Raw genomic sequence first — 25,926 nt, 5'->3', positions numbered from 1 at the left:
AAGAAGGAAAGTGCAGCCACACTCAGCCAGAACACGCGTTCTGACTGGTGGACAAGATCGGTCAGTGAGTCTGGCTATTGCTAAGTAATTTATAAATGGTATCAGGCTTATAGCTATCGCCCTGATAATAAATCGCCCAGTCAGTGACCCGCGAGATATCAACAGAATATACGCCACCTTCCTGCATACCCTCAACGTAGAACGGATGATTGATTAATGTTCCCGTAACGACAGTGTCATGGATTTCTTCCGGTATAAACCACATATGTTCGCGCTCATCGCCATCCTCTCCGTGAGGAATGCCGCACTTCACCATAAAGCGCCATTCACTTTCGACTGGTTCGGGCGATTTTTTCAGCAATTTGGCCAAAAATCCCTTTTTCACTGGCTTATTACTGACATGGTAATTATTGAACATGTTGATGAAATAGCGCCAGCGCAGCTGCGCTTTACGCGACATCTCGGCGGTTTCCGTATTGGTGCGCCAGAACATGATGGCATTTTGCTCATCAAACCCTTTAAAGAACGTTTGCAGTACCGGGTTTTCTTCGTTGGTACGAAACAGCATACAGGAAGGCTCCTGATGCACATCATCCCGATCGGCGCGATCGGCGCGATCGCCCAGAAACACACCTTCCGGCGTGCCTTCTAGATCATAATGCATGTCTTCCAGAGGCCGCAGTTGGTCAATCGGCGTAGATTGATTCACATGCCGCAACCCTTCTTCAAACGGTAGTGCCACCAGATATTCATAGCCGCTGTCTGTTTGCCCACACAGAATAGGCTCATTGAAGGTAATACGCTGATTCTGAATCGCATTATTCACAAAACTTCTGAATAAATCTGGAATGCCATAATACGAACTGAGCGTCTCTGGAATGACGAGTTCAGCTTCCGTCAGGCCGCATCGTGCCAGACCATGCGAGTGAAACCAGAATGTCGTTGGTGGATCGTTCTCGGTGTCGTACACGGCATGAATGGTATATAGCGATTCAATTTCCGGCAGAACATCATCTTCCAACTGAAAACGCAGCCACTCACGGGTAAATACGTTGCCGGCAGCAGACATATCGATGCCCAGGAGAAAGCCCGGCACCACTGCGCTTAATAAGCGAAGCTGATGCACGTAATCTTCCAGCGGATTTGCCCCAAAAATACACTCGACCGTCACTTCCTGGGTTGCAGCATTAGCCTGCGCCAGCAGTTCGGGTGAGATCTCATCTGTTGAGTGTATCGGCGTGATTTTATTCTCGAGATCACGCTCCGATAGCTCAAGATAAAACGTCAACTCCCTATCATGATGATGACAGGTGTAAAAGAAGCCGCCCTGTCCCTGCTCGGTGTAGCTTATTTCACCATCAGTAAAGAATGACTGTGCCTCTAATAAGCTTTCCAGCAGCGGATAGCTCATTTCCTGTGAAGAAAAGGCCAACATCGTGGAGGGCGCTCTTTCGCCCTTTCCTTCAGCAATATCCAGATATTGTTGTTTGTTATTCATATTAAGAACGAGTCAATATTCAATATGGGTAAACCAATATACCGAATAAATCTTAATGATGAGAGTACTAGGGGCGTAGAAAGAGCAGGAGTAAAAAATGAACCGTAATATAAAAATAAATAGAGGTAAATAACACAATAGCTATTTACCTCCAGTTAAAAACATTACTCTACAGTAACGGATTTCGCCAGATTACGCGGCTGGTCAACATCCGTACCTTTAATCAGCGCGACATGATAAGACAGCAGCTGCAACGGCACCGTATAGAAGATTGGCGCAATGACTTCTTCGATATGCGGCAGCGGAATAATTTTCATATTTTCGCTGCTGGTGAAACCAGCATCTTCATCAGCGAAGACATATAGCTCACCGCCGCGCGCCCGAACTTCTTCAATGTTGGATTTCAATTTCTCCAACAGCTCGTTGTTCGGTGCAACCACGACAACCGGCATGTCTGCATCAATCAGCGCAAGCGGGCCGTGTTTCAGCTCGCCCGCCGCATAGGCTTCAGCGTGAATATAAGAGATCTCTTTCAGCTTCAGCGCGCCTTCCATCGCGATCGGGTACTGATCACCACGGCCGAGGAACAGCGCGTGATGCTTGTCAGAAAAACCTTCCGCCAGAGATTCGATAAGCTTGTCCTGAGACAGCATCTGCTCAATACGGGCTGGCAGAGCCTGCAAGCCATGCACGATGTCATGCTCAATTTGCACATCCATACCACGCAGACGGCCAACACGCGCCACCAGCATCAGCAGAACGGTAAGCTGAGTGGTGAAAGCTTTGGTCGAGGCCACGCCAATCTCTACACCCGCTTTGGTCATCAGCGCCATATCGGATTCACGCACCAGCGAGGAGCCAGCAACGTTACAGATAGCCAGAGAACCCAGATAGCCCAGCTCTTTGGACAAACGCAGCGCCGCCAGCGTATCCGCCGTTTCACCGGACTGAGACAGGGTAATCATCAGGCTGTTCTTACGCACCGCAGGCTTGCGATAGCGGAATTCAGAAGCGATTTCCACGTCGCACGGAATACCAGCCAGTGCTTCAAACCAGTAGCGGGAAACCATACCGGAGTTGTAGGACGTACCGCAGGCGATAATCTGAACGTGCTCAACCTTCGCGAGCAGTTCATCCGCTTTCGGGCCAAGTTCAGAAAGATTAATCTCGCCGTGGCTGAAACGCCCTTCAAGCGTGTTCTTAATCGCCATCGGCTGTTCGTAGATCTCTTTCTGCATGTAGTGACGATACGCGCCTTTGTCACCGGCATCGTAATTCACTTTTGATTCAATTTCTTCACGTGTAGCAAGCTGGCCTGATTTATCAAACACACGCACGTCACGACGGGTAATTTCTGCCACGTCGCCTTCTTCCAGGAACATGAAGCGGCGAGTCACAGGCAACAGCGCCAACTGATCGGAGGCAATGAAGTTCTCACCCACCCCGCGACCAATCACCAGCGGGCTACCAGAGCGTGCAGCAACCAGTACGCTTGGATCGCGGTTATCCAGCACGACCATGCCATAGGCACCGCGCAGTTGTGGAATCACGCGCTTAACAACTTCAACCAGCGTTCCGCCATTCTGCTGCTGTTCAAAATGAACCAGATGGGCAACCACTTCCGTATCGGTTTCAGAAACAAAACGATAGCCGCGACCGATCATCAGTTCGCGCAACGGTTCGTGGTTTTCGATAATGCCGTTATGGACGATAGTGATATGTTCAGAAATATGCGGGTGTGCGTTCTCTTCAGAAGGTTCCCCGTGCGTAGCCCAGCGGGTATGGGCGATACCCGTGCCGCCGTGCAGTTCATGCTCTTCGGCTGCCTGAGACAGTACCTGCACTTTCCCCAGACGACGCAAACGAGCGACATGTCCTTCGCTGTCAACAACCGCCAGACCCGCAGAGTCATAGCCGCGATACTCAAGACGGCGTAAACCTTCCAACAAAATCTCAGCAACATCACGTTGCGCTACTGCGCCTACAATTCCACACATCGATGGTATTCCTATAAAAGTGACATATTGTGTCACCTGGGATGTCTTAGACCTGATTGTTCCGGTTTTTCCGGGTTCCCCGAGCCTTGTAGAGAGTTGGGGATTATTATGTTTTGTTTTGTGCTCTGGAATCGGTCAAAGCACAGGACAAAACCGCCTCCGCAGTATGCGGAGGCATAGAATGCTATTTCTTCTTCACCGGACGCTGCCAGCCGGAAATATGCCGTTGTTTCACGCGGCTGATCACCAGCTCATTCTCTGCCACATCGCTTGTGACCGTCGTGCCCGCGCCGATAGTCACGCCGCTAGCAATGTTAACAGGTGCCACAAGTTGCGTGTCCGAGCCGACAAACACATCGTCACCAATAACCGTTTTGTGTTTATTCGCACCGTCATAGTTACAGGTGATCGTTCCCGCGCCAATATTAACACCTGAACCGATATCCGCATCCCCCAAATAGCTAAGGTGACCCGCTTTTGAACCTTTACCCAGACGCGCCTTTTTCAATTCGACAAAGTTGCCAACATGCGCACCTTCAGCCAGCTCCGCACCAGGGCGCAAGCGAGCAAATGGCCCAACAGTACACTGGGCTTCCAGCACGGCATCTTCCAGCACGGAATAAGGGCTGATCTCACTGTCATCGCCAATGATGCTGTTTTTGATCACGCAGCCAGCACCAATTTTCACCCGGTTACCTAGCTTAACATTCCCTTCCACGACTACATTGACATCAATCACCACATCGCGACCATGAGTCAGCTCGCCACGCAGATCAAATCGAGCCGGGTCAAGCAGCATCACACCAGCCAGCAGCAGCTTATCCGCCTGTTCACGCTGATAAATTCGCTCAAGCGCCGACAGTTGCAGGCGATTATTAACGCCCTCAACTTCGCTCAGCCGCTTCGGATGGACCGCTTCAACACGCTGACCTTCTTCCGCCGCCATCGCAATAATATCGGTGATGTAAAACTCACCCTGTGCGTTGTTGTTGTTCAACTGGCTTAACCAGCGCTTCAAATCCTTACCGTTGGCAATCAAAATGCCAGTATTGATCTCGTTAATCTGGCGCTGTTCTTCGCTGGCATCTTTGTGTTCAACGATCCCAACTACGGCACCCTTCTCACGCACAATTCGTCCATAGCCTGTCGGATCGTCCAGCTTCACCGTCAACAGGCCGATACCGCCCTGCGGCTTAGCCTCACGTAAATGCACTAAGGTTTGCGACGAAATCAGCGGCACATCGCCATACAACATCAAGATATCTTCATCATCAGCAAAATGAGGCGCGGCTTGCTGCATCGCATGCCCAGTTCCCAACTGCTCCGCCTGAAGCACCCAATTCAACGCGGGATCGGTCAGTTCATGCTTTAGCAAATCACCGCCGTGGCCGTATACCAGATGAACATGCTGTGCACCGGTTGTCATTGCCGCGTCAATGACGTGTTGAACCATCGGCTTACCCGCCAGCTTGTGTAACACCTTGGGAAGGTCGGAATACATACGGGTTCCTTTACCCGCAGCAAGGATCACCACACTCATAGCACTATTTGACATAAGTATCCTGACAGTACGGAGCCACAGCTCCGCAAGAATAAAAATGGCTAGCCTGTTACAGCAAGAATAACCAGAGTTTACCGAAGCTGGTGCATAACGCAGATACTTTTTAGTGAGTTTTTTCTGAAAATCTCGCACAAAACCACGAATGTTTATCAAGAGAGGAGATGAACGCGATGTCATCTCCAAAAACAGAAATGACACAAGGTTTCATAAAAAACAGACTTTGTTTTTAAGTATTTCCATTTGTGACACACACAAAAGAAACGGCGTTTCATTTATAGCAATATACGCGGACAAATAATTCAATAACGAAGGAGATACAATGAAACGTTGTTCTTCACAAAAATGTGATTCTTTACAGAAACACCGTTCTTCACGCCTCGCAGCCGTCGCGTTGACGAATGCATTACTTTTCAGCTTTAGTGCACACGCCGCGACAGAATCAACACCCGTCTGGCACGGTATCGCTTTTGGTCAGTCAACAGACGTAAACTTTTCATCCAATGTTCTGCCGGAAAAAATTGGCGTTAACGACGTCACCATTAACGGAAAGAAACTCGCACCGGGTGATAATGCTGATTTATCCGCACCAATCACGATTGAGAGTCGTGGCGGAAAGATCGCCAACACCCATGACGGGCTAACGTTCTTTTATACCCAGTTACCTGCGAATGTGAATTTCACGCTTCAGTCTGATATTACCGTGGAACAGTTTGGTCCTGAAAACGGCGCCAAGCCTGCGGCTCAGGAAGGGGCGGGAATTCTGGTGCGCGATATTATTGGCATACCGCGTCAGGAACCGCTGAAAGAAGGATATGAAGAATTCCCTGCAGCATCCAACATGGTGATGAACGCCATCATGACGCAGGATAAAAAGTCTCATACCGAAATCAAACTACAGGCGATTTTGCGTAATGGCGTCACACAGCCGTGGGGCAACGCAGGCGCGAAAATCACCAAAACCAGCTACCAGGAAAACGTCAATCTGGAGCAAACGCCTACGTTCCGTCTGAAATTGGAACGTACCAATGACGGCTTCATTACCTCTTATGCACCGAAAGGCACGGATAACTGGGTATCAAAAGAAGTCAAAGGTGCGGATGTTGTTACCAAGTTGGATAAAGACCATTACTACGTTGGTTTCTTTTCCTCCCGTAACGCCAAAATCACCGTCAGCAATGCACAGTTGACCACGACACCGGCACAAACCAAAGCCTCACCGGAATTTAAAGCCAAGGATTACGATCCTTTGATCCAGGTGATGTCATCGCCTAAAACTACCAGCGAACATTATGTCGTACAGGCTAAAGCTAACTACAACGGCACGATCGCGGTTTCACAAGATGGTAAATCTCTGGGTGATGCCAAGCAGGTAAAAGCGGGGGAGGCCTTCTCTCTGCCAGCAAAAATTGCCGGTAACAGTGCTGAATTCAAACTCACTTACCAACCTGCTGAAGGGGATGATAAAGCAGTAAAAGAGAGCACGTTCAAGGTTGAAAAAGTGGCTTATGCAGACGCCAAAAATCTGTATGTTTCGCCACAAGGTTCAGCCAGCAACGACGGCAGTAAAAATGCACCGATCGATTTGGCCAGCGCCGTCGCCGCTCTGCCAGCGGGTGGCACAATTTGGCTCAACGATGGTGATTACAGCGCGGCAGAAATTCCCGTTAGCGCTAGCGGTCAGCAAAAAACTGTCAAGAATCTGTTTGCTGTCGGCAACAAAGCCGTCATTCATGGCCTGCAACTGAAAGCAAGCCATTGGCATGTCAAAGGTATTGAAATCACAGAGAAACCATTCCGTATCGAGGGGAGCTACAACACCATCGAACGCGTTCTGGCGCACCATGCTGACGATACAGGTATTCAGGTAACCTCGACGGCCGATGTAGGCAGACCACTGTGGGCCAGCCATAACCTGATTCTGAACTCAGAATCTCACAGCAATCAGGACGCTGGAAAAATTAACGCCGACGGTTTTGCGGTGAAAATGCGTGTGGGTGAAGGCAACGTGATTCGCGGTGCGTTCTCGCACAACAACATCGATGACGGCTTCGACCTGTTTAACAAAATTGAAGACGGCGCAAACGGCGTTGTGGTGATCGAGAATTCAATTGCCATGAACAACACCAGCAACGGCTTCAAAATGGGTGGCGAAGGCCAGCCAGTGGCGCATCAGGTCAAAAACAGCATTGCTATAGGTAATAAACTGGATGGTTTCACTGACAACTTCAACCCTGGCGCACTGATCGTTGAAGACAACATCGCGTTAGATAACGAGCGCTTTAACTTCATTTTCCGTCCAAGCCCTTACTCTGGCCCGGAAAAACAAGGCGTCTTCAAGAACAACGTTTCGCTGAAAACCAAAGCGGGTAAATATGATGATGCGGTTGTCGGCAATATCGATAACACCAACTACTTCATCAAGGGCGACCGTTCCGTTAACGCGCAGGGTAAGGAAATCACAGTAAACAACTTCGTGTCGGTTACCGTTCCAGAGACGTTTACGCGAGATGCCAAAGGCAATCTGGTACTTGGCGACTTCCTGAAGAAGAAATAAGCCTCTTCAAGTAACCCCCCACCTAACAAGGTGGGGACAAGAGTTGCTGACAAAGCGCATTGAGCGGTAGCAACGGATAGATCGTAAAGACGCTGTAAATACGTCCCTGTACGCTCGGATTGCGCCATCCATGGCGCAAACGCTTTACTCTTCTATTCCGTTACTACCGTTTTCGTTCGGTAAATGGGTTTACCCGCGATCTTAATGCCTGCTCTCGCAGGCATTTTTTATCTCTGAGTATACATAGACTTAAATACAAAAAGGCCAATCAGTGTGAACTGACTGGCCTTCAATTATTGCAAGCTTATCTGTTACATCGCTTTTCTGGTCAGCTCGATAACACGCAGCTTCGCAATCGCTTTAGTCAGCTCTGCGGAAGCCTGAGCATAATCCACATCGCCATGCGAATTGCGGATATGATCTTCGGCTTTGCGTTTCGCTTCCAGCGCACGAGCTTCGTCCAAATCCTGTCCACGAATAGCAGTATCGGACAGTACGGTAACCATATTCGGCTGCACCTCAAGGACGCCGCCAGAAAGGTAGATATACTCTTCTTCACCGTGCTGCTTAACGATACGAATCATACCCGGTTTAATGGCAGTGAGCAGAGGGGCATGTCCCGGATAAATACCCAGTTCGCCTTCGCTCCCCGTTACCTGGATCTTCTGCACCAGACCGGAGAACATTTGCTGTTCTGCACTCACGACATCCAGATGGTAAGTCATAGCCATGTCACCCTCCTACAAGGCGTTACAGTTTCTTGGCTTTTTCCACGACTTCGTCGATGGAACCAACCATGTAGAACGCCTGCTCTGGCAGGTGGTCGTATTCGCCTTCCATAATCCCTTTAAAGCCACGAATGGTGTCTTTCAGGGAGACGTATTTGCCCGGAGAACCGGTAAATACTTCTGCTACGAAGAACGGCTGTGACAGGAAGCGCTGAATCTTACGCGCACGGGATACCACCAGCTTGTCTTCTTCAGACAGCTCGTCCATACCCAGAATCGCGATGATGTCTTTCAGTTCCTGATAACGCTGCAGAATAGACTGCACGCCACGGGCAACATCATAGTGTTCCTGACCAACAACCAGCGGATCCAACTGACGGCTGGTGGAATCCAGCGGGTCAACGGCCGGGTAGATACCCAGAGAAGCGATCTGACGGCTCAGTACCACGGTTGCATCCAAGTGAGCAAAGGTGGTGGCTGGTGATGGGTCAGTCAAGTCATCCGCAGGTACGTAAACGGCCTGAACAGAGGTGATAGAACCGGTTTTGGTTGAGGTGATACGTTCTTGCAGAACACCCATCTCTTCCGCCAGCGTCGGCTGATAACCTACCGCAGAAGGCATACGACCCAGCAGTGCGGATACTTCCGTACCGGCCAAGGTATAACGGTAAATGTTATCGACGAACAGCAGTACGTCACGGCCTTCATCACGGAATTTTTCCGCCATTGTCAGACCGGTCAATGCTACGCGCAGACGGTTACCTGGTGGCTCGTTCATCTGGCCATAAACCAGTGATACTTTATCGATTACGTTGGAGTCGGTCATTTCGTGGTAGAAGTCGTTACCTTCACGGGTACGCTCACCCACACCTGCAAACACGGAGTAACCGGAGTGCTCGATCGCGATGTTACGGATCAGCTCCATCATGTTTACGGTTTTACCTACGCCCGCACCACCGAACAGACCCACTTTACCGCCCTTGGCAAACGGACACATCAGGTCGATAACCTTGATGCCGGTTTCCAGCAGTTCCTGTGAGTTTGACAGCTCTTCATAGCTCGGAGCTGAACGGTGAATAGCCCAACGCTCTTCTTCGCCGATGTCGCCTTTCATGTCGATGGGATCACCCAACACGTTCATGATACGACCCAGCGTTGCTTTACCTACCGGTACTTCGATCGGGTGGTCCAGGTTATTCACGTTCAACCCGCGACGCAGGCCGTCAGAAGAACCCATTGCGATACAACGAACAATGCCGCCGCCCAACTGCTGCTGTACTTCCAGCACCAGTTTCTCAGCGCCGTTCTCTACCTCAAGCGCATCGTACACCTTCGGTACGGCATCTTGCGGGAACTCGACGTCCACCACGGCGCCGATTACCTGGATAATCTTTCCAGTAGCCATCTTGAATCCTCTACGTAATTCGACAATACGTAATTCGTAAACCTGCTTTAAACCGCGGAGGCTCCCCCGACGATTTCGGTGAGTTCCTGGGTAATGCTGGCCTGACGAGCCTTGTTGTATACCAACTGAAGCTCTTTGATCAGGCTACCGCCGTTATCAGTCGCGGCTTTCATCGCAACCATTCGCGCGGCCTGTTCACTAGCCAGATTTTCTACGACGCCCTGATAAACCTGAGATTCTACATAACGGCGCAGCAGGGTATCCAGCAGCGACTTAGGATCGGGTTCATACAGGTAATCCCAGGCTTTCTTCTTCAACTCACTGTCATCTGAAGGCGGTAACGGTAACACTTGAACAACAAGCGGTTCCTGAGACATGGTATTGATAAACTTGTTGCTTACGATATACAGCTTGTCCAGACGACCTTCGTCATAGGCTTGCAGCATAACTTTAACCGGGCCGATCAATTCTGATACGGAAGGGTTATCCCCCATACCGGTAACCTGAGCAACAATATTTCCGCCTACCGAACCGAAGAAAGAAGCCGCTTTGGAACCAATGAGCGCTAAATCAGTTTCAACGCCTTTGTCGCTCCAGGATTTCATATCAGCCAGCAGTTTTTTGAACAGGTTAATGTTCAAACCACCACACAAGCCACGGTCAGTAGACACCACCAAATACCCAACGCGCTTAACGTCGCGTTCTTCCAGGTACGGGTGTTTATATTCCAGATTTCCTAACGCAAGGTGACCAATCACATTGCGTATGGTTTCAGCATAAGGACGGCTGGCCGCCATACGATCCTGCGATTTACGCATTTTGGAAGCGGCGACCATTTCCATTGCTTTGGTGATCTTCTGCGTATTTTGGACGCTTGCGATCTTACTACGTATCTCTTTTGCGCCGGCCATCTTTGCTTCTCCTCAAAGCCTTGCGGCCTGCTTTACAGCAGGCCACCGGGCGTTACCAGGACTGGGTTGCCTTAAAAGTATCGAGGATGCCTTTAAACTTGCCCTCGATCTCATCGTTATAAGCGCCAGTCTGGTCGATTTGTTGCAGAAGTTCGCCATGCTCACGGTCAGCGTAAGCCAGCAGAGCCGCTTCAAAGCTACCGACTTTCGACAGCTCAACATCTTCCAGATAACCACGTTCCGCCGCAAACAGAACCAGAGACTGCTGTGCGACAGACATCGGCGCATACTGTTTCTGTTTCAACAGCTCGGTCACTTTCTGACCGTGGCTCAATTGCTTACGGGTTGCATCATCAAGATCGGAAGCGAACTGAGAGAACGCTGCCAGCTCACGGTACTGTGCCAGCGCGGTACGAATACCACCGGACAGTTTTTTCATGATCTTGGTCTGTGCTGCACCACCCACACGGGATACGGAGATCCCTGGGTTAACCGCAGGACGAATACCGGCGTTAAACAGGTTGGATTCCAGGAAGATCTGACCATCGGTAATCGAAATTACGTTAGTCGGAACGAACGCAGAAACGTCACCTGCTTGCGTTTCGATGATTGGCAGAGCCGTCAACGAACCGGTTTTCCCTTTCACTTCACCCTTGGTGAATGCTTCAACGTAATCGGCGTTAACGCGCGATGCACGCTCCAGCAAACGGGAGTGGAGGTAGAAAACGTCACCAGGATAGGCTTCACGACCTGGTGGACGACGAAGCAGCAGAGAAATCTGACGATAAGCAACGGCCTGTTTGGACAGGTCATCATAAATAATCAGTGCATCTTCACCACGGTCACGGAAATACTCACCCATCGCACAACCGGCATACGGTGCCAGATATTGCAGAGCAGCAGATTCAGACGCAGTAGCGACGACGACTATGGTATTTTCCAGTGCACCATGCTCTTCCAGTTTACGCACCACGTTAGAAATAGTGGAGGCTTTCTGGCCGATAGCAACGTACACACATTTGATACCGGAATCACGCTGGTTGATGATGGCATCGATGGCCAGCGCGGTTTTACCCGTCTGACGGTCACCGATAATCAGCTCACGCTGACCACGACCAATTGGAATCATGGCGTCAACAGACTTATAGCCCGTCTGTACCGGCTCATCAACGGACTGACGTTCGATAACGCCAGGCGCAATCGCTTCAACCGCAGAGAAACCGTCGTGATCCAGTGCGCCTTTACCGTCAATCGGTGCGCCCAGCGTGTTGACCACACGACCAAGCAGGCCGCGGCCAACTGGAACTTCAAGAATACGGCCGGTGCATTTTACTTTCATGCCTTCAGCCAGATCCGCATACGGCCCCATTACTACCGCACCAACGGAGTCGCGCTCCAGGTTCAGTGCGATTGCATAACGGTTACCCGGCAGAGAGATCATCTCCCCCTGCATCACGTCTGCCAGACCGTGGACGCGGATGATTCCGTCACTGACGGAAACAATAGTACCTTCATTGTGAGCTTCGCTCACCACATTGAACTGAGCAATGCGCTGCTTGATCAGTTCGCTGATTTCGGTGGAATTCAGTTGCATGCTCCAGTCCCCTTAAGACTGCAAGACGTCTGCCAGACGTTCCAGACGACCGCGAATGCTGCCATCTATCACCATATCGCCCGCGCGAATAACCACACCGGCCATGACAGACTTATCAATTTTGCAATTCAGCTTCACTTTGCGTGACAGACGTTTTTCCATAGCAGCAGCGATCTTAGATAGCTGCTGCTCATTCAACGTGTTGGCAGAAATCACATCGACGTCAACCGTCGATTCTAATGCTGCCCGCAGTTGAATAAATTGTTCCAGTACTTCAGTAAGTACCGGTAAACGTCCGTTCTCGGCCATCACCTTAATCAGGTTCTGACCGGCTTCATCAAGTTGATCACCACAAACGGCAATAAACGTTTTCGCCAGCTCAATCGGCGCTACCGCACCAGAAAGCAATTCGGCAATTTGCTCATTGCGCGCTACTTCGGCCGAAAACGCCAGCATGTTATGCCAGCGATCCAAGGCCTGATTCTCAACCGCAAAGTCAAAAGCTGCTTTGGCGTAGGGGCGAGCTACCGTGACAAATTCAGACATCAGCCCCTCCCTCCTTACAGTTCAGCGACCAGTTTATCAACGATGTCGCTGTTAGCAGCTTCATCCACGGAACGTTCAATAATTTTCTCGGCACCGGCAATTGCCAATACGGCAACTTGCTTACGCAGCTCTTCACGAGCACGTTTACGTTCGGCTTCGATTTCAGCCTGCGCCTGCGCCACAATCTTGTTACGTTCAGCTTCCGCTTCAGCTTTCGCCTCATCCAGGATCTGAGCACGGCGTTTGTTCGCCTGCTCAATGATAACCTGAGCATCCGCTTTGGCTTTCTTCAGTTGATCTGTCGCATTGGCCTGAGCCAAGTTCAAATCTTTTTTGGCACGTTCAGCAGAAGCCAGACCGTCAGCAATTTCTTTCTGACGTTTCTCGATGGCTGCCATCATCGGCGGCCATACATACTTCATGCAGAACCAGACAAACAGGACGAACGCAATGGCCTGGCCGAGGATTGTTGCATTAATATTCACAGCACAATGCCTCTTTCAAAGTTAAATAAGTTGATGTTTTAACCTCAGCAGAAAACATTCTGCTTAGGCCACCGCAAACATCACATACAGCCCCAGACCAACAGCGATCATCGGGATGGCGTCAACCAGACCCATGACGATAAAGAACTGTGTACGCAGTAAAGGAATCAGGTCAGGCTGACGAGCAGCACCTTCCAAGAATTTACCACCCAGAATGCCGATACCGATCGCAGCACCGATCGCCGCCAAACCCATCATTAACGCGGCAGCCATGTACAGCAGATCCACACTCAGGTTTTCCATGACAGTCTCCAGTTTGTTTCAGTTAAAAACGTTATTTGTTGAAAGAAAATCAATGCTCTTCAGATGCCATCGAGAGATAAACAACCGTCAGAACCATGAAAATAAAAGCCTGAAGCGTAATAATCAAAATGTGGAAAATAGCCCAAGGCACATTTAACAGCCATTGTGACCACCACGGCAACAGACCGGCAATCAGGATGAAGATCAACTCACCCGCATACATATTGCCAAACAGTCGCAAGCCTAAGGAAATAGGTTTGGACAGCAGGCTGACACCTTCAAGAATCAGGTTGATAGGAATAAATACTGGATGGTTGAACGGCTGCATGGTCAGTTCTTTAACAAAACCGCCGAGACCTTTCATTTTGATGCTGTAGAACAGAACCAGGATAAACACCCCAAGCGCCATCGACAACGTGATGTTCACGTCAGCCGTCGGCACAGCACGCAGATAAGCATGCGCTGGGTCGTACCCTAGCAGGCTGTAGACGCCCGCCCAGAGTTGTGGCAACAGATCGATAGGCAGCAGGTCCATCATATTCATCAGGAAAACCCAGACGAAAATGGTCAGCGCCAGAGGAGCAATCAGTTTACTTTTGCCATGGAACATATCGCGTACAGTGCCATCAACGAAACCGATAAGCAGTTCGACGGCAGTTTGCAATTTACCTGGCACACCGCTAGTCGCACGTTTAGCTACGCGGTGAAAGATAACCAGAAAGAGGATCCCAAGAGCGATGGAGAAAAACATCGAATCGACGTTGATCGACCAAAAACCCGTCCCTACCTGCAAATGGTGCAAGTGGTGACTGATATACTCTTGCGGAGTAGAGATTTCTCCAGCAGCCATGATGTCTCTTACCCTTTTGTTGTTAATTACGGTAACGATTAATTACGGCCGGTGCCACGATCTGCATAACCAGCACCGATAAATAAGTCAGGCCAAGCGGAAAGAATGCCGCTTTAAACACGCCTAACGCCACCACTAACAGTGCAATGGTGATAAATACCTTAAGCGCCTCGCCAATCGCGAACGACCAGGCTACACGTCCATCAGCAGGCTTGTGTGACTGATGACGCAAGGCAAACAGCACAAACAAGACATTCGGCAACCAGGCTGCCAATCCTCCGCCTAATGCAGAAGCAGCAGCGTTGGCGCTATTGAGGCTGAAAACAGCACTCAACAAAGCAAAAGTCACTAACTGTAGCAACAGCAGCCTTAAGGCTACTTTTCCGCTGTAAAGGGATACAGGCATGACGTTTGCTCTCTCCGTACCTTTTCAGAGGTATACCGAATGACGTATAAAACTGCCTTTACACCACTGAGTCAAGCAGCAAAAAACGAGCAAATTATACGGGTCATACCTGCGAATTCAATCGATAAGTAGCGAAAAGGTGAACAATTATTTAAATTTCTTTCTGAAGCCCCATTTTTGCTAACAATCATTCTTGTTCATACCTAGTGTAATTAATTTCTAAAGCCCTCTAATCTGTGATACGCCTCACACAAAAGGCTTTACGACTATTTATAACAGAACGTGTTTTTTTTTGTCTTTAGCAAAATAAGCTATTTATTTTATTTAACTTCAATAAGTTATAAAAAAAACCATTCAAAAAATGCAACAAACAACCTTTCAACTACCTATTGACATTATTGATATCGTTTTTTTACTCAATTAACACAAAAATAACTAATTTTTGATGCCGATGATTTATTTTCGCTCGTTATTATTCAGCGCGAAAGTAAAAGAACAGTGCTGAAAAAACCAAGATGTAAAATTTCAGTGATCGCAATGCGATCTGAAACGATGCCCCCCATAATGGGGCGGCAGGCTGACACGCAATATTTAGTTATAATTTTTTTGATAAAAAACAAAATTAGTTTGGTTTAAGCACGACCAAATGACGTTCACCTTCCAGATCGGGAACAGATAAACGGACAACCTGATCCAATAAAACACCTTGTGGCAAGGATGACAATTCATCCTGTGGAAGGACACCTTTGAGGGCATAAAACCGCCCTGTCGTCTTAGCGGGAAGATGATTACACCAGCTAATCATCTCCTGCAACGAGGCGAATGCTCGGCTGATCACGCCATCAAAAGGGGGCTCTGCCGGAAACGCTTCAACGCGACTCTGTACCGGCATGATGTTCTCAAGTTGCAGTTCATGCTGAACCTGACGCAGGAAGCGCACACGCTTACCTAAGCTATCCAGCAAAGTAAAATGCGATTCAGGGCGGACAATCGCCAACGGAATTCCCGGCAATCCAGGCCCCGTTCCCACATCGATAAAACGCTGTCCGTGTAAATGTGGCTCAACCACGATACTGTCCATGATATGGCGGACAAGCATTTGCTGTGGATCGCGTACAGACGTCAGGTTATAAGCTTTGTTCCACTTATTCAGCATATCAACATACTGTATCAGAAGATTTTTTTGCTTATCTGAAATCACAATGCCAGCCGCATTTAGCAGATTATCGAGTGTGTTGCGCACAATAAGATCCCGATGAAAAAGATGAGGTTAATAATAAAAATAGCCGGATAACCGACTATTTAGGGGATGATTTTATCTTAAATCAGGCGCTGCGGCGCAGCAGACCCTGTTTTTTAAGCCAGATCAGTAGAATTGAGATTGCTGCTGGTGTAATGCCAGAAATACGCGAGGCCTGGCCGATAGACGACGGTTTGTGATCGTTCAGCTTGGCAATAACCTCGTTGGACAGCCCATTCACCTGCTTGTAATCCAAATCGGCAGGCAGCAGCGCATTTTCATTACGCAACTGTTTCTCAATTTCATCCTGCTGACGGGCAATATACCCTTCGTATTTGACCTGAATTTCAACCTGTTCAGCAGCCTGCTCGTCGGTTAATCCCGGGGCAAACAGTGGTAGCGCAGTGAGCTGAACGTAATCCACTTCAGGGCGACGTAGCAGCTCTTCACCGTTAGCTTCACGCGACAACGGCGTTTTCAGCAATGAATTGACCTGATCTAGCTGCTCAGACTGCGGGTGAACGTGAATGTCACGCAGGCGCTGACGCTCTTTCTCAATGTTCTCGAGCTTCTCGTTGAAACGTGCCCAGCGATTATCGTCGACCATCCCCAGCTCACGACCCATTTCTGTCAAACGCAGATCGGCGTTATCTTCGCGTAGCATCAGACGGTATTCAGCACGTGACGTAAACATGCGGTAGGGTTCTTTCGTACCCAACGTACAAAGATCGTCAACCAGCACGCCGAGATAGGCTTGATCGCGGCGCGGTGACCAGCCTTCCTTGTCGGCAGACAGGCGAGCTGCATTCAGGCCAGCCAGCATGCCCTGTGCGGCCGCTTCCTCATACCCCGTAGTGCCGTTGATTTGCCCGGCAAAGAACAGGCCATGAATAAATTTGTTTTCCAGCGTAGGTTTCAGATCGCGAGGATCGAAGAAATCGTACTCAATTGCATATCCAGGGCGAACGATACGCGCATTTTCCATTCCTGCCATTGAGCGAACAATTTGCCACTGGACGTCAAACGGCAAACTTGTCGAGATCCCGTTTGGATAAATTTCGTTACTGGTCAGTCCTTCAGGTTCGAGAAAGATCTGATGCGTGTTTCGATCGGCAAAACGCATGACTTTGTCTTCGATCGAGGGGCAATAACGCGGCCCGATCCCTTCGATGATCCCGGCATACATCGGGCTACGATCCAGATTATTTCGGATCACATCATGCGTTTTCTCATTGGTATGCGTGATGTAGCACGGCATCTGTGCAGGATGCTGGCCTGCATTCCCCAGGAATGAGAAAACTGGCATTGGGTTATCACCGTGCTGTTGTGCCAGCACGCTAAAATCAATCGTTCTGGCATCAATACGTGGTGGTGTACCCGTTTTCAGGCGGTTGACGCGTAGAGGCAGTTCACGCAGGCGACGGGCTAGCGGAATGGAAGGCGGATCGCCTGCACGCCCACCGCTGTAGTTATCCAGCCCGATGTGAATTTTTCCGTCAAGGAAAGTGCCTACCGTTAACACCACGGCTTTCGCACGAAATTTTAGTCCCATCTGGGTAACCGCGCCGACGACACGATCGTTTTCCACAATCAGATCGTCAACGGCCTGCTGGAAGATCGTTAAATTTGGCTGATTCTCCAGTGCGGTGCGAATAGCCTGACGATAGAGCACGCGATCCGCTTGTGCGCGTGTCGCTCTGACAGCTGGGCCTTTACTGCTGTTTAGTATCCTAAACTGTATACCTGCCTGATCGACGGCACGTGCCATCAACCCTCCCATGGCATCGATCTCTTTAACCAGATGGCCTTTTCCAATACCGCCGATCGCCGGGTTACAAGACATTTGTCCCAGCGTATCAATATTGTGCGTGAGTAAAAGCGTCTGTTGGCCCATTCGGGCAGAAGCCATCGCCGCTTCTGTTCCGGCATGACCGCCACCGATCACGATGACGTCAAATGGATCTGGATAAAACATGGTACTGCTCCTCGCATTATTGCGAATGATTAGTGGCGAACGATCGTTATTTGCCCTGGGGTGGGGGATTCTACTCAACTTTGAGCCAACGACCAAGTCCGTTGGATCCTCGTTAATTAAAGAAAGATCTTTTTATTTAAAGATCTCTTTATTAGATCTCTTATTAGGATCGTCATTTTGTGTGGATAAGTGATTATTCATATTAAAGATCAAGAGAATGGAGCTGATCCTTACCTGTGAATGATCGGTGATCCTAGCCAGTATAAGCTGGGATCATAATGCGGAGTTATACACAGGACAAAAAACATACTTGGGTTGTTATTGGGATAACTACTGGTTTTACACCTGAATTAAGCATAGTTATCCACATTCAACTGCCGAATATTTAATCTTATTTGAGTAAATTAACCCACGATCCTAGCCATTCTTCTGCTGGATCTTCTGGAATCTGATGCTGCGTGATGTCGATCTCAAGGATTTCACCGATCCTTTTAGCCCCCAATTGGGCTAGTAGACGATCCGCTGTTTGGATCGCGCCACAGAACGTGTCGTACTCTTTACTACCGATCCCTATCGCACCAAAATTCACCTGAGAAAGATCGGGCTTTTGCTGTTCCAACTGTTCAAACAGCGCTTTTAGGTTGTCAGGGAACTCCCCTGCGCCGTGTGTCGATGTTACCACCAGCCATATACCGCTTTCGGGAAGTGCATCGAGCGTAGGACCATGCAGAATTTCAGTGGAGAAATCATCCTTTTCTAGCAGTTCAGCCAAATGCTCTGCTACATATTCGGCGCTGCCAAGGGTACTGCCACTGATTAAGGTAATGTCTGCCATAGTGATCCATCCGATAAAAGACGGGACATTGTACGCTGTGATCTGGCTGGGATCTACCTGTGGATAATATGGGTATAGGAAAAAAGCATTACGGTGCGATCGTCCGCATAATGGGGTTTTGCAGGGAGATCAGTGTTTCGGTGGACTGAATTTCATCAATTGTTTGGATCTTGTTGATAAGTACGTGTTGCAGCGCCTCGATCGAACGACACATGACCTTAATAAAAATACTGTAATGCCCGGTGGTGTAGTAGGCCTCGACCACTTCTTCCAGATTGTTTAGCTTTTCCAGCGCGGAGGGATAATCTTTGGCGCTTTTCAGAATGATGCCGATAAAGCAGCACACGTCATAGCCCAACTGTTTTGGATTCACGTCCAGACGCGTGCCGATAATGATGCCCGCCTGTTTCATTTTTTCCACCCGAACGTGGATCGTTCCTGGACTGACGGAAAACTGTTTCGCCAGTTCGGCATAAGGGGTGCGCGCATTTTCCATTAAGGCGGAAAGAATGCCGCGATCGAGATTATCGATCTGATAAATTTCTGCCACTTTGAGCCTCCTATTTTATCGAATAATGATTTTATACCGCTATAAAATGACGGATTAAAAGCACAAGTGCAATTTATCCATAAGATTATTGAATGACTAGCGGTTTTTATTGCTTAATGAACAACTAAATACGATGAATAAGAGACGCGGCAATGAAAAAGCAGTACATCGAAAAGCAACAGCAAATCAGCTTCGTTAAATCTTTCTTCTCCAGTCAACTGGAGCAGCTTCTGGGATTGATTGAAGTCCAGGCACCGATTCTCAGCCGTATCGGCGATGGCACACAGGATAACTTGTCTGGTACAGAAAAAGCGGTGCAGGTTAAGGTTAAAGCCCTACCGGATGCCACATTTGAAGTGGTGCACTCACTGGCAAAATGGAAGCGTAAAACGCTGGGCGCGTATGATTTTAGCTTCGGTGAAGGCATTTATACCCACATGAAGGCGCTGCGTCCGGACGAAGATCGCCTGAGCCCGATCCACTCGGTTTATGTCGATCAGTGGGATTGGGAGCGCGTGATGGGGGATGGTGAGCGCAATGCCGAGTATCTGAAATCGACGGTCACGCGTATTTATCAGGGTATTAAAGCGACTGAGGCTGCGGTACATCAGGCGTTTGGCATTCAGCCTTTCCTGCCGGAACAAATTCATTTTGTGCATACCGAAACGTTGCTAAAGCGCTATCCCGATCTGGATGCTAAAGGGCGTGAGCGAGCTATCGCTAAAGAGCTGGGCGCCGTCTTCCTGATTGGTATTGGCGGTAAGCTGTCCAGCGGACACTCTCACGATGTACGTGCACCTGATTATGATGACTGGACGACGCCAGGTGAGCAGGAATTAGCAGGTTTGAACGGTGATATCGTCGTGTGGAACCCGGTTCTTAACGATGCGTTTGAGATTTCATCCATGGGGATCCGCGTGGATGCCGAAGCGCTGACACGCCAACTGGCACTGACGCAAGATGAAGAACGTCTGAAGCTGGAATGGCATCAGGCGCTGCTGCGCGGTGAGATGCCACAAACGATCGGTGGGGGAATCGGTCAGTCTCGCCTTGTCATGCTGTTGCTGCAATTGCCGCACATTGGTCAGGTTCAGTGCGGTGTATGGCCACAGCCGCTGCGTGAGTCAGTTTCCGGCCTGCTTTAATAAGCCTTGCCGTGCTGCCAGCGGCGCATTAAACGGCTTTTTAACCCGGTATCAAAGCGCCAGATATGGTCAAAGATGTGCATGATGCCGGGTTTGCCATGATCGGACATCGCTACAGCATGAAAACGATGCTGTAGCTGCTTCTGACGGCTTTTCACCTTATTCACCACTTCATCCGGCAATCGCTGGGCAATAAAATCCGAAATTACCACGGCATCGGCATCATGCCAGAGTGAATCGTCCATCTTATCCAACAACGCTGACAGACAGGCGCTCATATCCGTGCCACCGCGGAAGGACTGGCTGAGAAAACGTATTGCCTGCTCTAATCCGTCCTCAGACGTCAGCTCATACTTCACCACGCCGGTAGAAAACAGCATGATGTAGCAACGGCGGTTATCAGCGAGCGCGATACGCATTAGCGCCAGACAGAAGGCTTTGGCGCAGCGTTCATTAAAACCACCCATAGAACCTGACGTATCAACGCAGACAATAAACGGGCCACGCGGCTGCTGTTCGTTTTGTTGATGAACAACAGGGCGCTCGGTGACTTTCTCGCGCCAGCTCTCACCCTGTAAACGATAGGTCAGCAATCGATGTTCCAGCAGGCGGCGATAAAATTCGAATTCCAGTTCGCTGATGCCCAGAGTCACCAGCTCCGTCGGCATCAAACGCAAGATATCGTCGCTCTGATGCACGCCGCTCACCTGCTCAGGTACGGTGGCCGGTTCTCGTACCCTTACCCTGAAAGCTTCTTGTGGTGCTTCCTGCGTAAGGATGGATTTGGTCTCCCGGCTGCGCCCCAGACGTTCCGCCAACTTCTGTAATGCAGGCTGGCGTTGCAGGAAAGCGCCGAAATCCAGTAATGGACGGGGATCGGTGTGAATACGCTGTGCAGCGCTAAGATCCCATAACCGACCTGCCGCGTTTTCATTTTCGGCCAAAATCGGTTCGAGTTTGCCACTCAGTGTCAGGCGTTGTTGCAGTTCATCCAGCAGGATTTCCCGCTCTTGATCCATCAATTGCTGATGCAGAGAAACGGTTTGCAGTGTCAGGCTCAGCCGCCAGCGCTGAAGAAAGAGCGCATGGAGCCCACTTGTTATCTTCTGCCCTAAAGTGCTCTCTGGAGAGGTAATAAGCTGTGACGCCTGCGTCAGAAACGGCGATTCCACGTTGTTTAGCGTATCCATAATCGCAGGAAGGCGTGTCTGAAAGGCCTGATTGTCGACCGATTGTGAACGTTGGTAGCAGCTAAATTCCCTTTCCAGCTCTGGCGGTACCTGCGTGGTGCGCAGGCGCTGCTTTAAAGTTTCTTTCCAGTGAGGGAGATCGTTGAGTAACGCGGATTTCAGGCTGGGATATTTTTCAAAGAAGAAAGCGAGCTGCGGTGTCGCCAGCAGCGTGACGACAAGATCGTCCAGCAGCTCGTTTTCATCGATAGACAGCAGCATTTCCAGTGATTCCAGCGTGATCATCGGCGTTAGTCCTGTTGCTCTGATTGCTGAATCTGCTCGGCGACCTGTTGCAGGCTGGCTTCTATTTTAGCTAGCCATTCACCAGGGACGAACAGGCAAGGCTGATGCTGGCTGAATAAGCGACGCTGTTCGCGAAGCTGCATATTTAGCTTTTCATATTCATCGGTAATTTCGGCAGGAAGCGCACAGTCGCGTTTTTCTGGCAGAGAAAGAATCGAGGATTGCAGGCTGATGTCGCGAATAGCCAGATGCTGTCTATCATCCACCAGCAGATCGAGACGTTGGGTAAAGCCAATGCCGTTGAGCTTACCTCGGATTTCCCCACCTTTTTGCAGCCAGCCTTGCAGGGCATTTTTCTCAATGATCAGGTGGTTGACTTCGATATCGTGCAGGATCAGCGGGCGTTGCAGCACCAGATCCAATGTTTCAGCGGCGATCGTGTCAGGCAAGCTGTAGTGAAATTTTCGGCCCAGGAAGTGCCCTTGTTTCTCTACTGAAAATGCCTGCAATTCACTTTGTTCACGCTGGTATTGCTGACGTTTGGTATTCACCTGCTGAAGACGGAACAGCAGGCTTTTTTGCTGATAAGCATGCTCGGTAATCAACAGCTCAAGCTGGCGTTCGATGAGCGTCAACGTGCTTTGGTCATGCCAGAGGCAGTCTTTCAGCAAAATAATATCAACAGGCGTGATGGCATCCCGACCGCAAAAAAATGCGCTGGCCTGAAGCAGACGCAGGGCTTTTTTCCAGCGTCGATCGGAAATGTAGGGCGCTTGTTCCAGCGCATCTAACTGTTGGCGCAGCGTGTAAATTAGCTCGAAGCCCACTTCTGGCAGCGCGACGTGCTCAATGTCTTTCTGCCACTGTTGGTACTCTTCATTGCTGACGCTGAGAGCGGGTGGAACGGGGTTATCGCGATCGCTACTGTTATTCACGAGCAGCGCCCGAAAATTCTGTTTTTCCTGTACCCGATCGAGCCATAGACGGATGAGCATCCGGTCATAGAGTGCTTCCAGACCACCATCTGCCTCCGGTAGTTCATTCGAGGCCGCGACCAGCAGGCGCATGGGGATGGTGTCTTCGCTGTTGCCATTACGGAAACGTCGTTCGTTAATGGCCGTCAGCAGGGTGTTCAAAATAGCGGGGCCTGCTTTCCAGATTTCATCCAGAAACACGATCTCGGCTTCCGGCAGATAACCGGCGGTCAGGCGCTGGTAGCGGCCTTCATCTTTCAGTGCCTGAATAGAAAGGGGACCGAAGACTTCTTCCGGAGTGGAGAAGCGGGTCATCAGGTACTCGAATGCGTTCGCATGACTAAAAGCGAACTTAAGGCGCCGGGCGATCATACTTTTGGCTATACCTGGTGGCCCTAGCAGAAAAACGCTTTCTCCACTTAGTGCTGCCAGCAGACAGAGGCGAATAGCGTGCTGTCTTTCGTAGAGCCCATGTTCTAGCGCATGGCTGAGACGAGAAATTCTTTCAGCCAATGCCGCAGTTTGACGCATAATTAATCCGTTAGTCCCATGATGTGATGTACTGAAATCGTTTATTTTTGAACCTGACTGCTTTACTGAAAGCGGTGCCTAAGAAAAACCCTACTTTCAGAAAGACAATAGTAATAATAAACGGCAGATCACAGATTTTTATTAGAATACTTTTACGGATTATTACACCCTAACGGGGTCGGTAAGCAATAAACGACCTTTTACAGGATGTTTCGTGTACGGGGCTCGCACGATAAAAATGGGTTTTCATCCTGATTTGTGCATACTGTGCGCTTTTGGACGAGTTGCTGTGAATGACGCACTTCGCGGACTGATTAATAACAGAAGATAGGTTTATGAGCTCAGAACATAAACGTTCGCTTCCGGCTGTCACGCTGGCGGCCATCGGGGTGGTTTATGGAGATATAGGAACCAGCCCTCTTTATACGCTAAGGGAATGTTTATCCGGGCAGTTTGGTTTTGGGGTCGAGCCTGATTCGGTCTTTGGCTTTCTTTCACTGATCTTTTGGCTATTGGTCCTCGTTGTTTCGCTGAAATACCTGACCTACGTGATGCGTGCAGACAACGCCGGTGAAGGTGGCATTCTCACATTAATGTCGCTGGCTGGGCGTCATACCTCCGACCGCATGACGTCCGTGCTGGTCATCATGGGGTTGATCGGCGGCAGCTTCTTTTATGGGGAAGTGGTCATCACGCCGGCTATCTCGGTGATGTCGGCGATGGAAGGGCTGGAAATCGCTGCGCCGTCGATGGACAGCTATATCGTTCCGCTATCGATTGTCGTTCTGACTTTACTGTTTATCATTCAAAAGCACGGTACCGGCAGCGTCGGCAAGCTGTTTGCGCCCGTGATGCTGATTTGGTTTTTGACGCTCGGCATACTGGGTGCGCGCAGTATTATCGCTAACCCCGAAGTCTTGCAGGCGTTGAATCCGATGTACGCCGTTCGCTTCTTTATCGAATATAAAGCGGTGTCGTTCTTCGCTTTGGGGGCGGTGGTGCTTGCCATTACCGGGGTCGAAGCGCTGTATGCCGATATGGGTCACTTCGGTAAATTCCCGATTCGTCTGGCCTGGTTTACGGTGGTGCTGCCGTCGCTGGTATTAAATTACTTCGGACAGGGCGCGCTGTTATTAAAGAACCCCGAGGCGATCAAAAACCCGTTCTTCCTGCTGGCGCCAGATTGGGCGCTGATTCCACTGATGGTGCTGGCCACGCTGGCGACAATTATTGCCTCGCAGGCCGTCATTTCAGGCGTTTTCTCCCTGACGCGTCAGGCGGTGCGGCTGGGCTATTTGCCGCCGATGCGTATCGTACACACGTCAGATATGGAATCTGGTCAGATTTATATTCCCGCCATTAACTGGATGCTTTATATCGCGGTTGTCATCGTGATTGTCAGCTTTGAGCATTCGAGTAATTTGGCTGCGGCTTACGGTATTGCGGTAACGGGCACGATGGTGATTACCAGCATTCTGTTCTGTACGGTTGCGGTGAAGAATTGGCTTTGGCATCGCTATCTGGCGTGGGTTTTGCTGGCTGGCCTGTTGATTATCGACGTGCCGATGTTTTTGGCAAACGTGGTCAAGATTCTGTCCGGTGGCTGGCTGCCGCTGGCGCTTGGCATGGTGATGTTTATTATCATGACGACGTGGAAAAGTGAACGTTTCAGGCTGCTGCGTCGGTTGCATGAGCATGGCAATTCGCTGGATGCCATGATTGCATCATTGGAGAAATCGCCGCCGACGCGAGTTCCAGGCACGGCAGTGTATTTCTCACGTGCCACTCGTGTGATCCCGTTCGCGCTGCTGCATAACCTCAAACATAACAAGATCCTGCACGAACGCGTGGTGCTGTTGACCATGCGAACGGAGGATGCACCTTATGTGCTGAATGCCCGGCGAGTGACGGTTGAGCAGCTTTCTCCGACGTTCTGGCGCGTGATCGCCAACTATGGCTGGCGTGAGACGCCGGATGTAGAAGAGGTCTTTCAGCGTTGTTGGCAGGAAGGATTAACCTGCCAGATGATGGAAACGTCTTTCTTTATGTCCAATGAGTCGCTGATTATCGGTGAACGGCCGTGGTATCTGCGCTTGCGCGGTAAGCTGTTTATGATGCTCAGCCGCAATGCGCTGCGGGCAGCGGATCAGTTTGAAATACCGCCGAACAGGCTGATTGAGTTGGGGATTCAGGTCGAGATTTAAGCGAATCCAATATATGAAGTTATGTTGGGATGAGATCGAGATATACGGTCGACCACGGGGCGAGGTGTCCCTGCGGGAACCTCATCCCCGTGTTTCCCTAATAACAAGCAGCGATTCGCTGTCTATTGGGAAAGCCGTATCGTCTAGTGATTTAACGAT

General features: G+C 49.8%; 21 protein-coding genes. 3 read left to right on the top strand and 18 right to left on the bottom strand.

The features are described from left to right. Positions 1-61 precede the first annotated feature (61 nt). The 3 genes from DUT67_RS22085 to glmU form a co-directional block, all read right to left on the bottom strand. Entirely contained in the window at positions 62-1,498 is a 1,437-nt protein-coding gene (locus DUT67_RS22085) for a DUF4026 domain-containing protein (RefSeq protein WP_113631824.1), read from the bottom strand. 164 nt (positions 1,499-1,662) lie between these two features. Then, entirely contained in the window at positions 1,663-3,495 is a 1,833-nt protein-coding gene (gene glmS, locus DUT67_RS22080) for a glutamine--fructose-6-phosphate transaminase (isomerizing) (RefSeq protein ID WP_048263431.1), read from the bottom strand. Between the two features lie 184 nt (positions 3,496-3,679). Beyond that, positions 3,680-5,050: a bifunctional UDP-N-acetylglucosamine diphosphorylase/glucosamine-1-phosphate N-acetyltransferase GlmU gene (glmU, locus tag DUT67_RS22075; RefSeq protein WP_113631823.1), complete on the bottom strand. Its 1,371-nt coding sequence runs from the start codon at positions 5,048-5,050 to the stop codon at positions 3,680-3,682. A 325-nt stretch (positions 5,051-5,375) separates the two neighbouring features. On the opposite strand from glmU, the gene pelX reads away from it, so the two are divergent. After that, on the top strand, positions 5,376-7,610 hold the full coding sequence (pelX, locus tag DUT67_RS22070; RefSeq protein WP_113631822.1) for a pectate disaccharide-lyase PelX: 2,235 nt from the start codon (positions 5,376-5,378) through the stop codon (positions 7,608-7,610). 311 nt (positions 7,611-7,921) lie between these two features. Here pelX and DUT67_RS22065 read toward each other — a convergent pair whose 3' ends face one another. The 13 genes from DUT67_RS22065 to asnC all read right to left on the bottom strand — a co-directional run bounded on the left by DUT67_RS22065 (position 7,922) and on the right by asnC (position 19,384). Continuing rightward, the gene (locus DUT67_RS22065) at positions 7,922-8,341 is read right to left on the bottom strand and encodes a F0F1 ATP synthase subunit epsilon (RefSeq protein ID WP_005976558.1); all 420 of its coding nucleotides are present in this window, start codon (positions 8,339-8,341) and stop codon (positions 7,922-7,924) included. A 19-nt stretch (positions 8,342-8,360) separates the two neighbouring features. Then, the gene (gene atpD, locus DUT67_RS22060; RefSeq protein ID WP_010681463.1) at positions 8,361-9,743 is read right to left on the bottom strand and encodes a F0F1 ATP synthase subunit beta; all 1,383 of its coding nucleotides are present in this window, start codon (positions 9,741-9,743) and stop codon (positions 8,361-8,363) included. A gap of 47 nt (positions 9,744-9,790) precedes the next feature. Next, positions 9,791-10,654 carry a F0F1 ATP synthase subunit gamma gene (gene atpG, locus DUT67_RS22055; RefSeq protein WP_039307671.1) on the bottom strand — a complete coding sequence of 288 codons (864 nt, stop codon included), beginning with the start codon at positions 10,652-10,654 and terminating at the stop codon, positions 9,791-9,793. 52 nt (positions 10,655-10,706) lie between these two features. Continuing rightward, the gene (gene atpA / locus DUT67_RS22050) at positions 10,707-12,248 is read right to left on the bottom strand and encodes a F0F1 ATP synthase subunit alpha (RefSeq protein WP_005976551.1); all 1,542 of its coding nucleotides are present in this window, start codon (positions 12,246-12,248) and stop codon (positions 10,707-10,709) included. A gap of 12 nt (positions 12,249-12,260) precedes the next feature. Continuing rightward, complete coding sequence (gene atpH, locus DUT67_RS22045) at positions 12,261-12,794, bottom strand: F0F1 ATP synthase subunit delta (protein ID WP_048263437.1); 534 nt, start codon at positions 12,792-12,794, stop codon at positions 12,261-12,263. A gap of 14 nt (positions 12,795-12,808) precedes the next feature. Beyond that, positions 12,809-13,279: a F0F1 ATP synthase subunit B gene (gene atpF, locus DUT67_RS22040; protein WP_010681466.1), complete on the bottom strand. Its 471-nt coding sequence runs from the start codon at positions 13,277-13,279 to the stop codon at positions 12,809-12,811. A 63-nt stretch (positions 13,280-13,342) separates the two neighbouring features. Next, positions 13,343-13,582: a F0F1 ATP synthase subunit C gene (gene atpE / locus DUT67_RS22035; RefSeq protein ID WP_005976545.1), complete on the bottom strand. Its 240-nt coding sequence runs from the start codon at positions 13,580-13,582 to the stop codon at positions 13,343-13,345. A gap of 49 nt (positions 13,583-13,631) precedes the next feature. Continuing rightward, the gene (gene atpB / locus DUT67_RS22030; RefSeq protein WP_011095970.1) at positions 13,632-14,432 is read right to left on the bottom strand and encodes a F0F1 ATP synthase subunit A; all 801 of its coding nucleotides are present in this window, start codon (positions 14,430-14,432) and stop codon (positions 13,632-13,634) included. Positions 14,433-14,454: 22 nt separating this feature from the next. After that, a complete protein-coding gene (atpI, locus tag DUT67_RS22025; protein ID WP_113627205.1) occupies positions 14,455-14,838 on the bottom strand; it encodes a F0F1 ATP synthase subunit I in 384 nt (127 codons plus the stop codon). 622 nt (positions 14,839-15,460) lie between these two features. Further along, complete coding sequence (gene rsmG, locus DUT67_RS22020) at positions 15,461-16,081, bottom strand: 16S rRNA (guanine(527)-N(7))-methyltransferase RsmG (RefSeq protein ID WP_113627206.1); 621 nt, start codon at positions 16,079-16,081, stop codon at positions 15,461-15,463. Positions 16,082-16,163: 82 nt separating this feature from the next. Continuing rightward, positions 16,164-18,053, bottom strand: a complete 1,890-nt coding sequence (gene mnmG / locus DUT67_RS22015) for a tRNA uridine-5-carboxymethylaminomethyl(34) synthesis enzyme MnmG (protein WP_113627207.1) — start codon at positions 18,051-18,053, stop codon at positions 16,164-16,166. A gap of 391 nt (positions 18,054-18,444) precedes the next feature. Continuing rightward, entirely contained in the window at positions 18,445-18,888 is a 444-nt protein-coding gene (gene mioC / locus DUT67_RS22010) for an FMN-binding protein MioC (protein WP_113627208.1), read from the bottom strand. A gap of 88 nt (positions 18,889-18,976) precedes the next feature. After that, positions 18,977-19,384 (bottom strand): transcriptional regulator AsnC, encoded by a 408-nt coding sequence (asnC, locus tag DUT67_RS22005; protein ID WP_231566893.1) that lies wholly within the window; start codon positions 19,382-19,384, stop codon positions 18,977-18,979. Positions 19,385-19,590: 206 nt separating this feature from the next. Here asnC and asnA point away from each other — a divergent pair, with 206 nt between their 5' ends. Next, positions 19,591-20,583, top strand: a complete 993-nt coding sequence (asnA, locus tag DUT67_RS22000) for an aspartate--ammonia ligase (protein ID WP_039289264.1) — start codon at positions 19,591-19,593, stop codon at positions 20,581-20,583. Here the strand turns inward: asnA and viaA are convergent. Next, on the bottom strand, positions 20,580-22,058 hold the full coding sequence (gene viaA, locus DUT67_RS21995) for an ATPase RavA stimulator ViaA (protein WP_113631821.1): 1,479 nt from the start codon (positions 22,056-22,058) through the stop codon (positions 20,580-20,582). The genes asnA and viaA overlap by 4 nt on opposite strands. A 5-nt stretch (positions 22,059-22,063) precedes the next feature. Continuing rightward, positions 22,064-23,563, bottom strand: coding sequence for an ATPase RavA (ravA, locus tag DUT67_RS21990; RefSeq protein WP_039297256.1), 1,500 nt, complete (start codon positions 23,561-23,563; stop codon positions 22,064-22,066). A gap of 335 nt (positions 23,564-23,898) precedes the next feature. Between ravA and kup the strand changes: the two genes are divergently transcribed. After that, positions 23,899-25,767 (top strand): low affinity potassium transporter Kup, encoded by a 1,869-nt coding sequence (gene kup, locus DUT67_RS21985; protein WP_047710005.1) that lies wholly within the window; start codon positions 23,899-23,901, stop codon positions 25,765-25,767. Positions 25,768-25,926: the final 159 nt, after the last annotated feature.

Origin of the sequence: Pectobacterium peruviense (genome assembly GCF_003312355.2) — a bacterium.
GTDB classification, from domain to species: domain Bacteria; phylum Pseudomonadota; class Gammaproteobacteria; order Enterobacterales; family Enterobacteriaceae; genus Pectobacterium; species Pectobacterium peruviense.
The sequence above is the reverse complement of the archived record's forward strand: the minus strand, read 5'-3'. Positions and strand labels throughout refer to the sequence as shown.

Coding starts and splice junctions, on each gene's coding strand:
- DUT67_RS22085 (WP_113631824.1), bottom strand. CDS start 1,498: ATGAATAACAAACAACAATATCTGGATATTGCTGAAGGAAAGGGCGAA.
- glmS (WP_048263431.1), bottom strand. CDS start 3,495: ATGTGTGGAATTGTAGGCGCAGTAGCGCAACGTGATGTTGCTGAGATT.
- glmU (WP_113631823.1), bottom strand. CDS start 5,050: ATGTCAAATAGTGCTATGAGTGTGGTGATCCTTGCTGCGGGTAAAGGA.
- pelX (WP_113631822.1), top strand. CDS start 5,376: ATGAAACGTTGTTCTTCACAAAAATGTGATTCTTTACAGAAACACCGT.
- DUT67_RS22065 (WP_005976558.1), bottom strand. CDS start 8,341: ATGGCTATGACTTACCATCTGGATGTCGTGAGTGCAGAACAGCAAATG.
- atpD (WP_010681463.1), bottom strand. CDS start 9,743: ATGGCTACTGGAAAGATTATCCAGGTAATCGGCGCCGTGGTGGACGTC.
- atpG (WP_039307671.1), bottom strand. CDS start 10,654: ATGGCCGGCGCAAAAGAGATACGTAGTAAGATCGCAAGCGTCCAAAAT.
- atpA (WP_005976551.1), bottom strand. CDS start 12,248: ATGCAACTGAATTCCACCGAAATCAGCGAACTGATCAAGCAGCGCATT.
- atpH (WP_048263437.1), bottom strand. CDS start 12,794: ATGTCTGAATTTGTCACGGTAGCTCGCCCCTACGCCAAAGCAGCTTTT.
- atpE (WP_005976545.1), bottom strand. CDS start 13,582: ATGGAAAACCTGAGTGTGGATCTGCTGTACATGGCTGCCGCGTTAATG.
- atpB (WP_011095970.1), bottom strand. CDS start 14,432: ATGGCTGCTGGAGAAATCTCTACTCCGCAAGAGTATATCAGTCACCAC.
- atpI (WP_113627205.1), bottom strand. CDS start 14,838: ATGCCTGTATCCCTTTACAGCGGAAAAGTAGCCTTAAGGCTGCTGTTG.
- mnmG (WP_113627207.1), bottom strand. CDS start 18,053: ATGTTTTATCCAGATCCATTTGACGTCATCGTGATCGGTGGCGGTCAT.
- mioC (WP_113627208.1), bottom strand. CDS start 18,888: ATGGCAGACATTACCTTAATCAGTGGCAGTACCCTTGGCAGCGCCGAA.
- asnC (WP_231566893.1), bottom strand. CDS start 19,384: ATGGAAAATGCGCGCACCCCTTATGCCGAACTGGCGAAACAGTTTTCC.
- asnA (WP_039289264.1), top strand. CDS start 19,591: ATGAAAAAGCAGTACATCGAAAAGCAACAGCAAATCAGCTTCGTTAAA.
- viaA (WP_113631821.1), bottom strand. CDS start 22,058: ATGATCACGCTGGAATCACTGGAAATGCTGCTGTCTATCGATGAAAAC.
- ravA (WP_039297256.1), bottom strand. CDS start 23,563: ATGCGTCAAACTGCGGCATTGGCTGAAAGAATTTCTCGTCTCAGCCAT.
- kup (WP_047710005.1), top strand. CDS start 23,899: ATGAGCTCAGAACATAAACGTTCGCTTCCGGCTGTCACGCTGGCGGCC.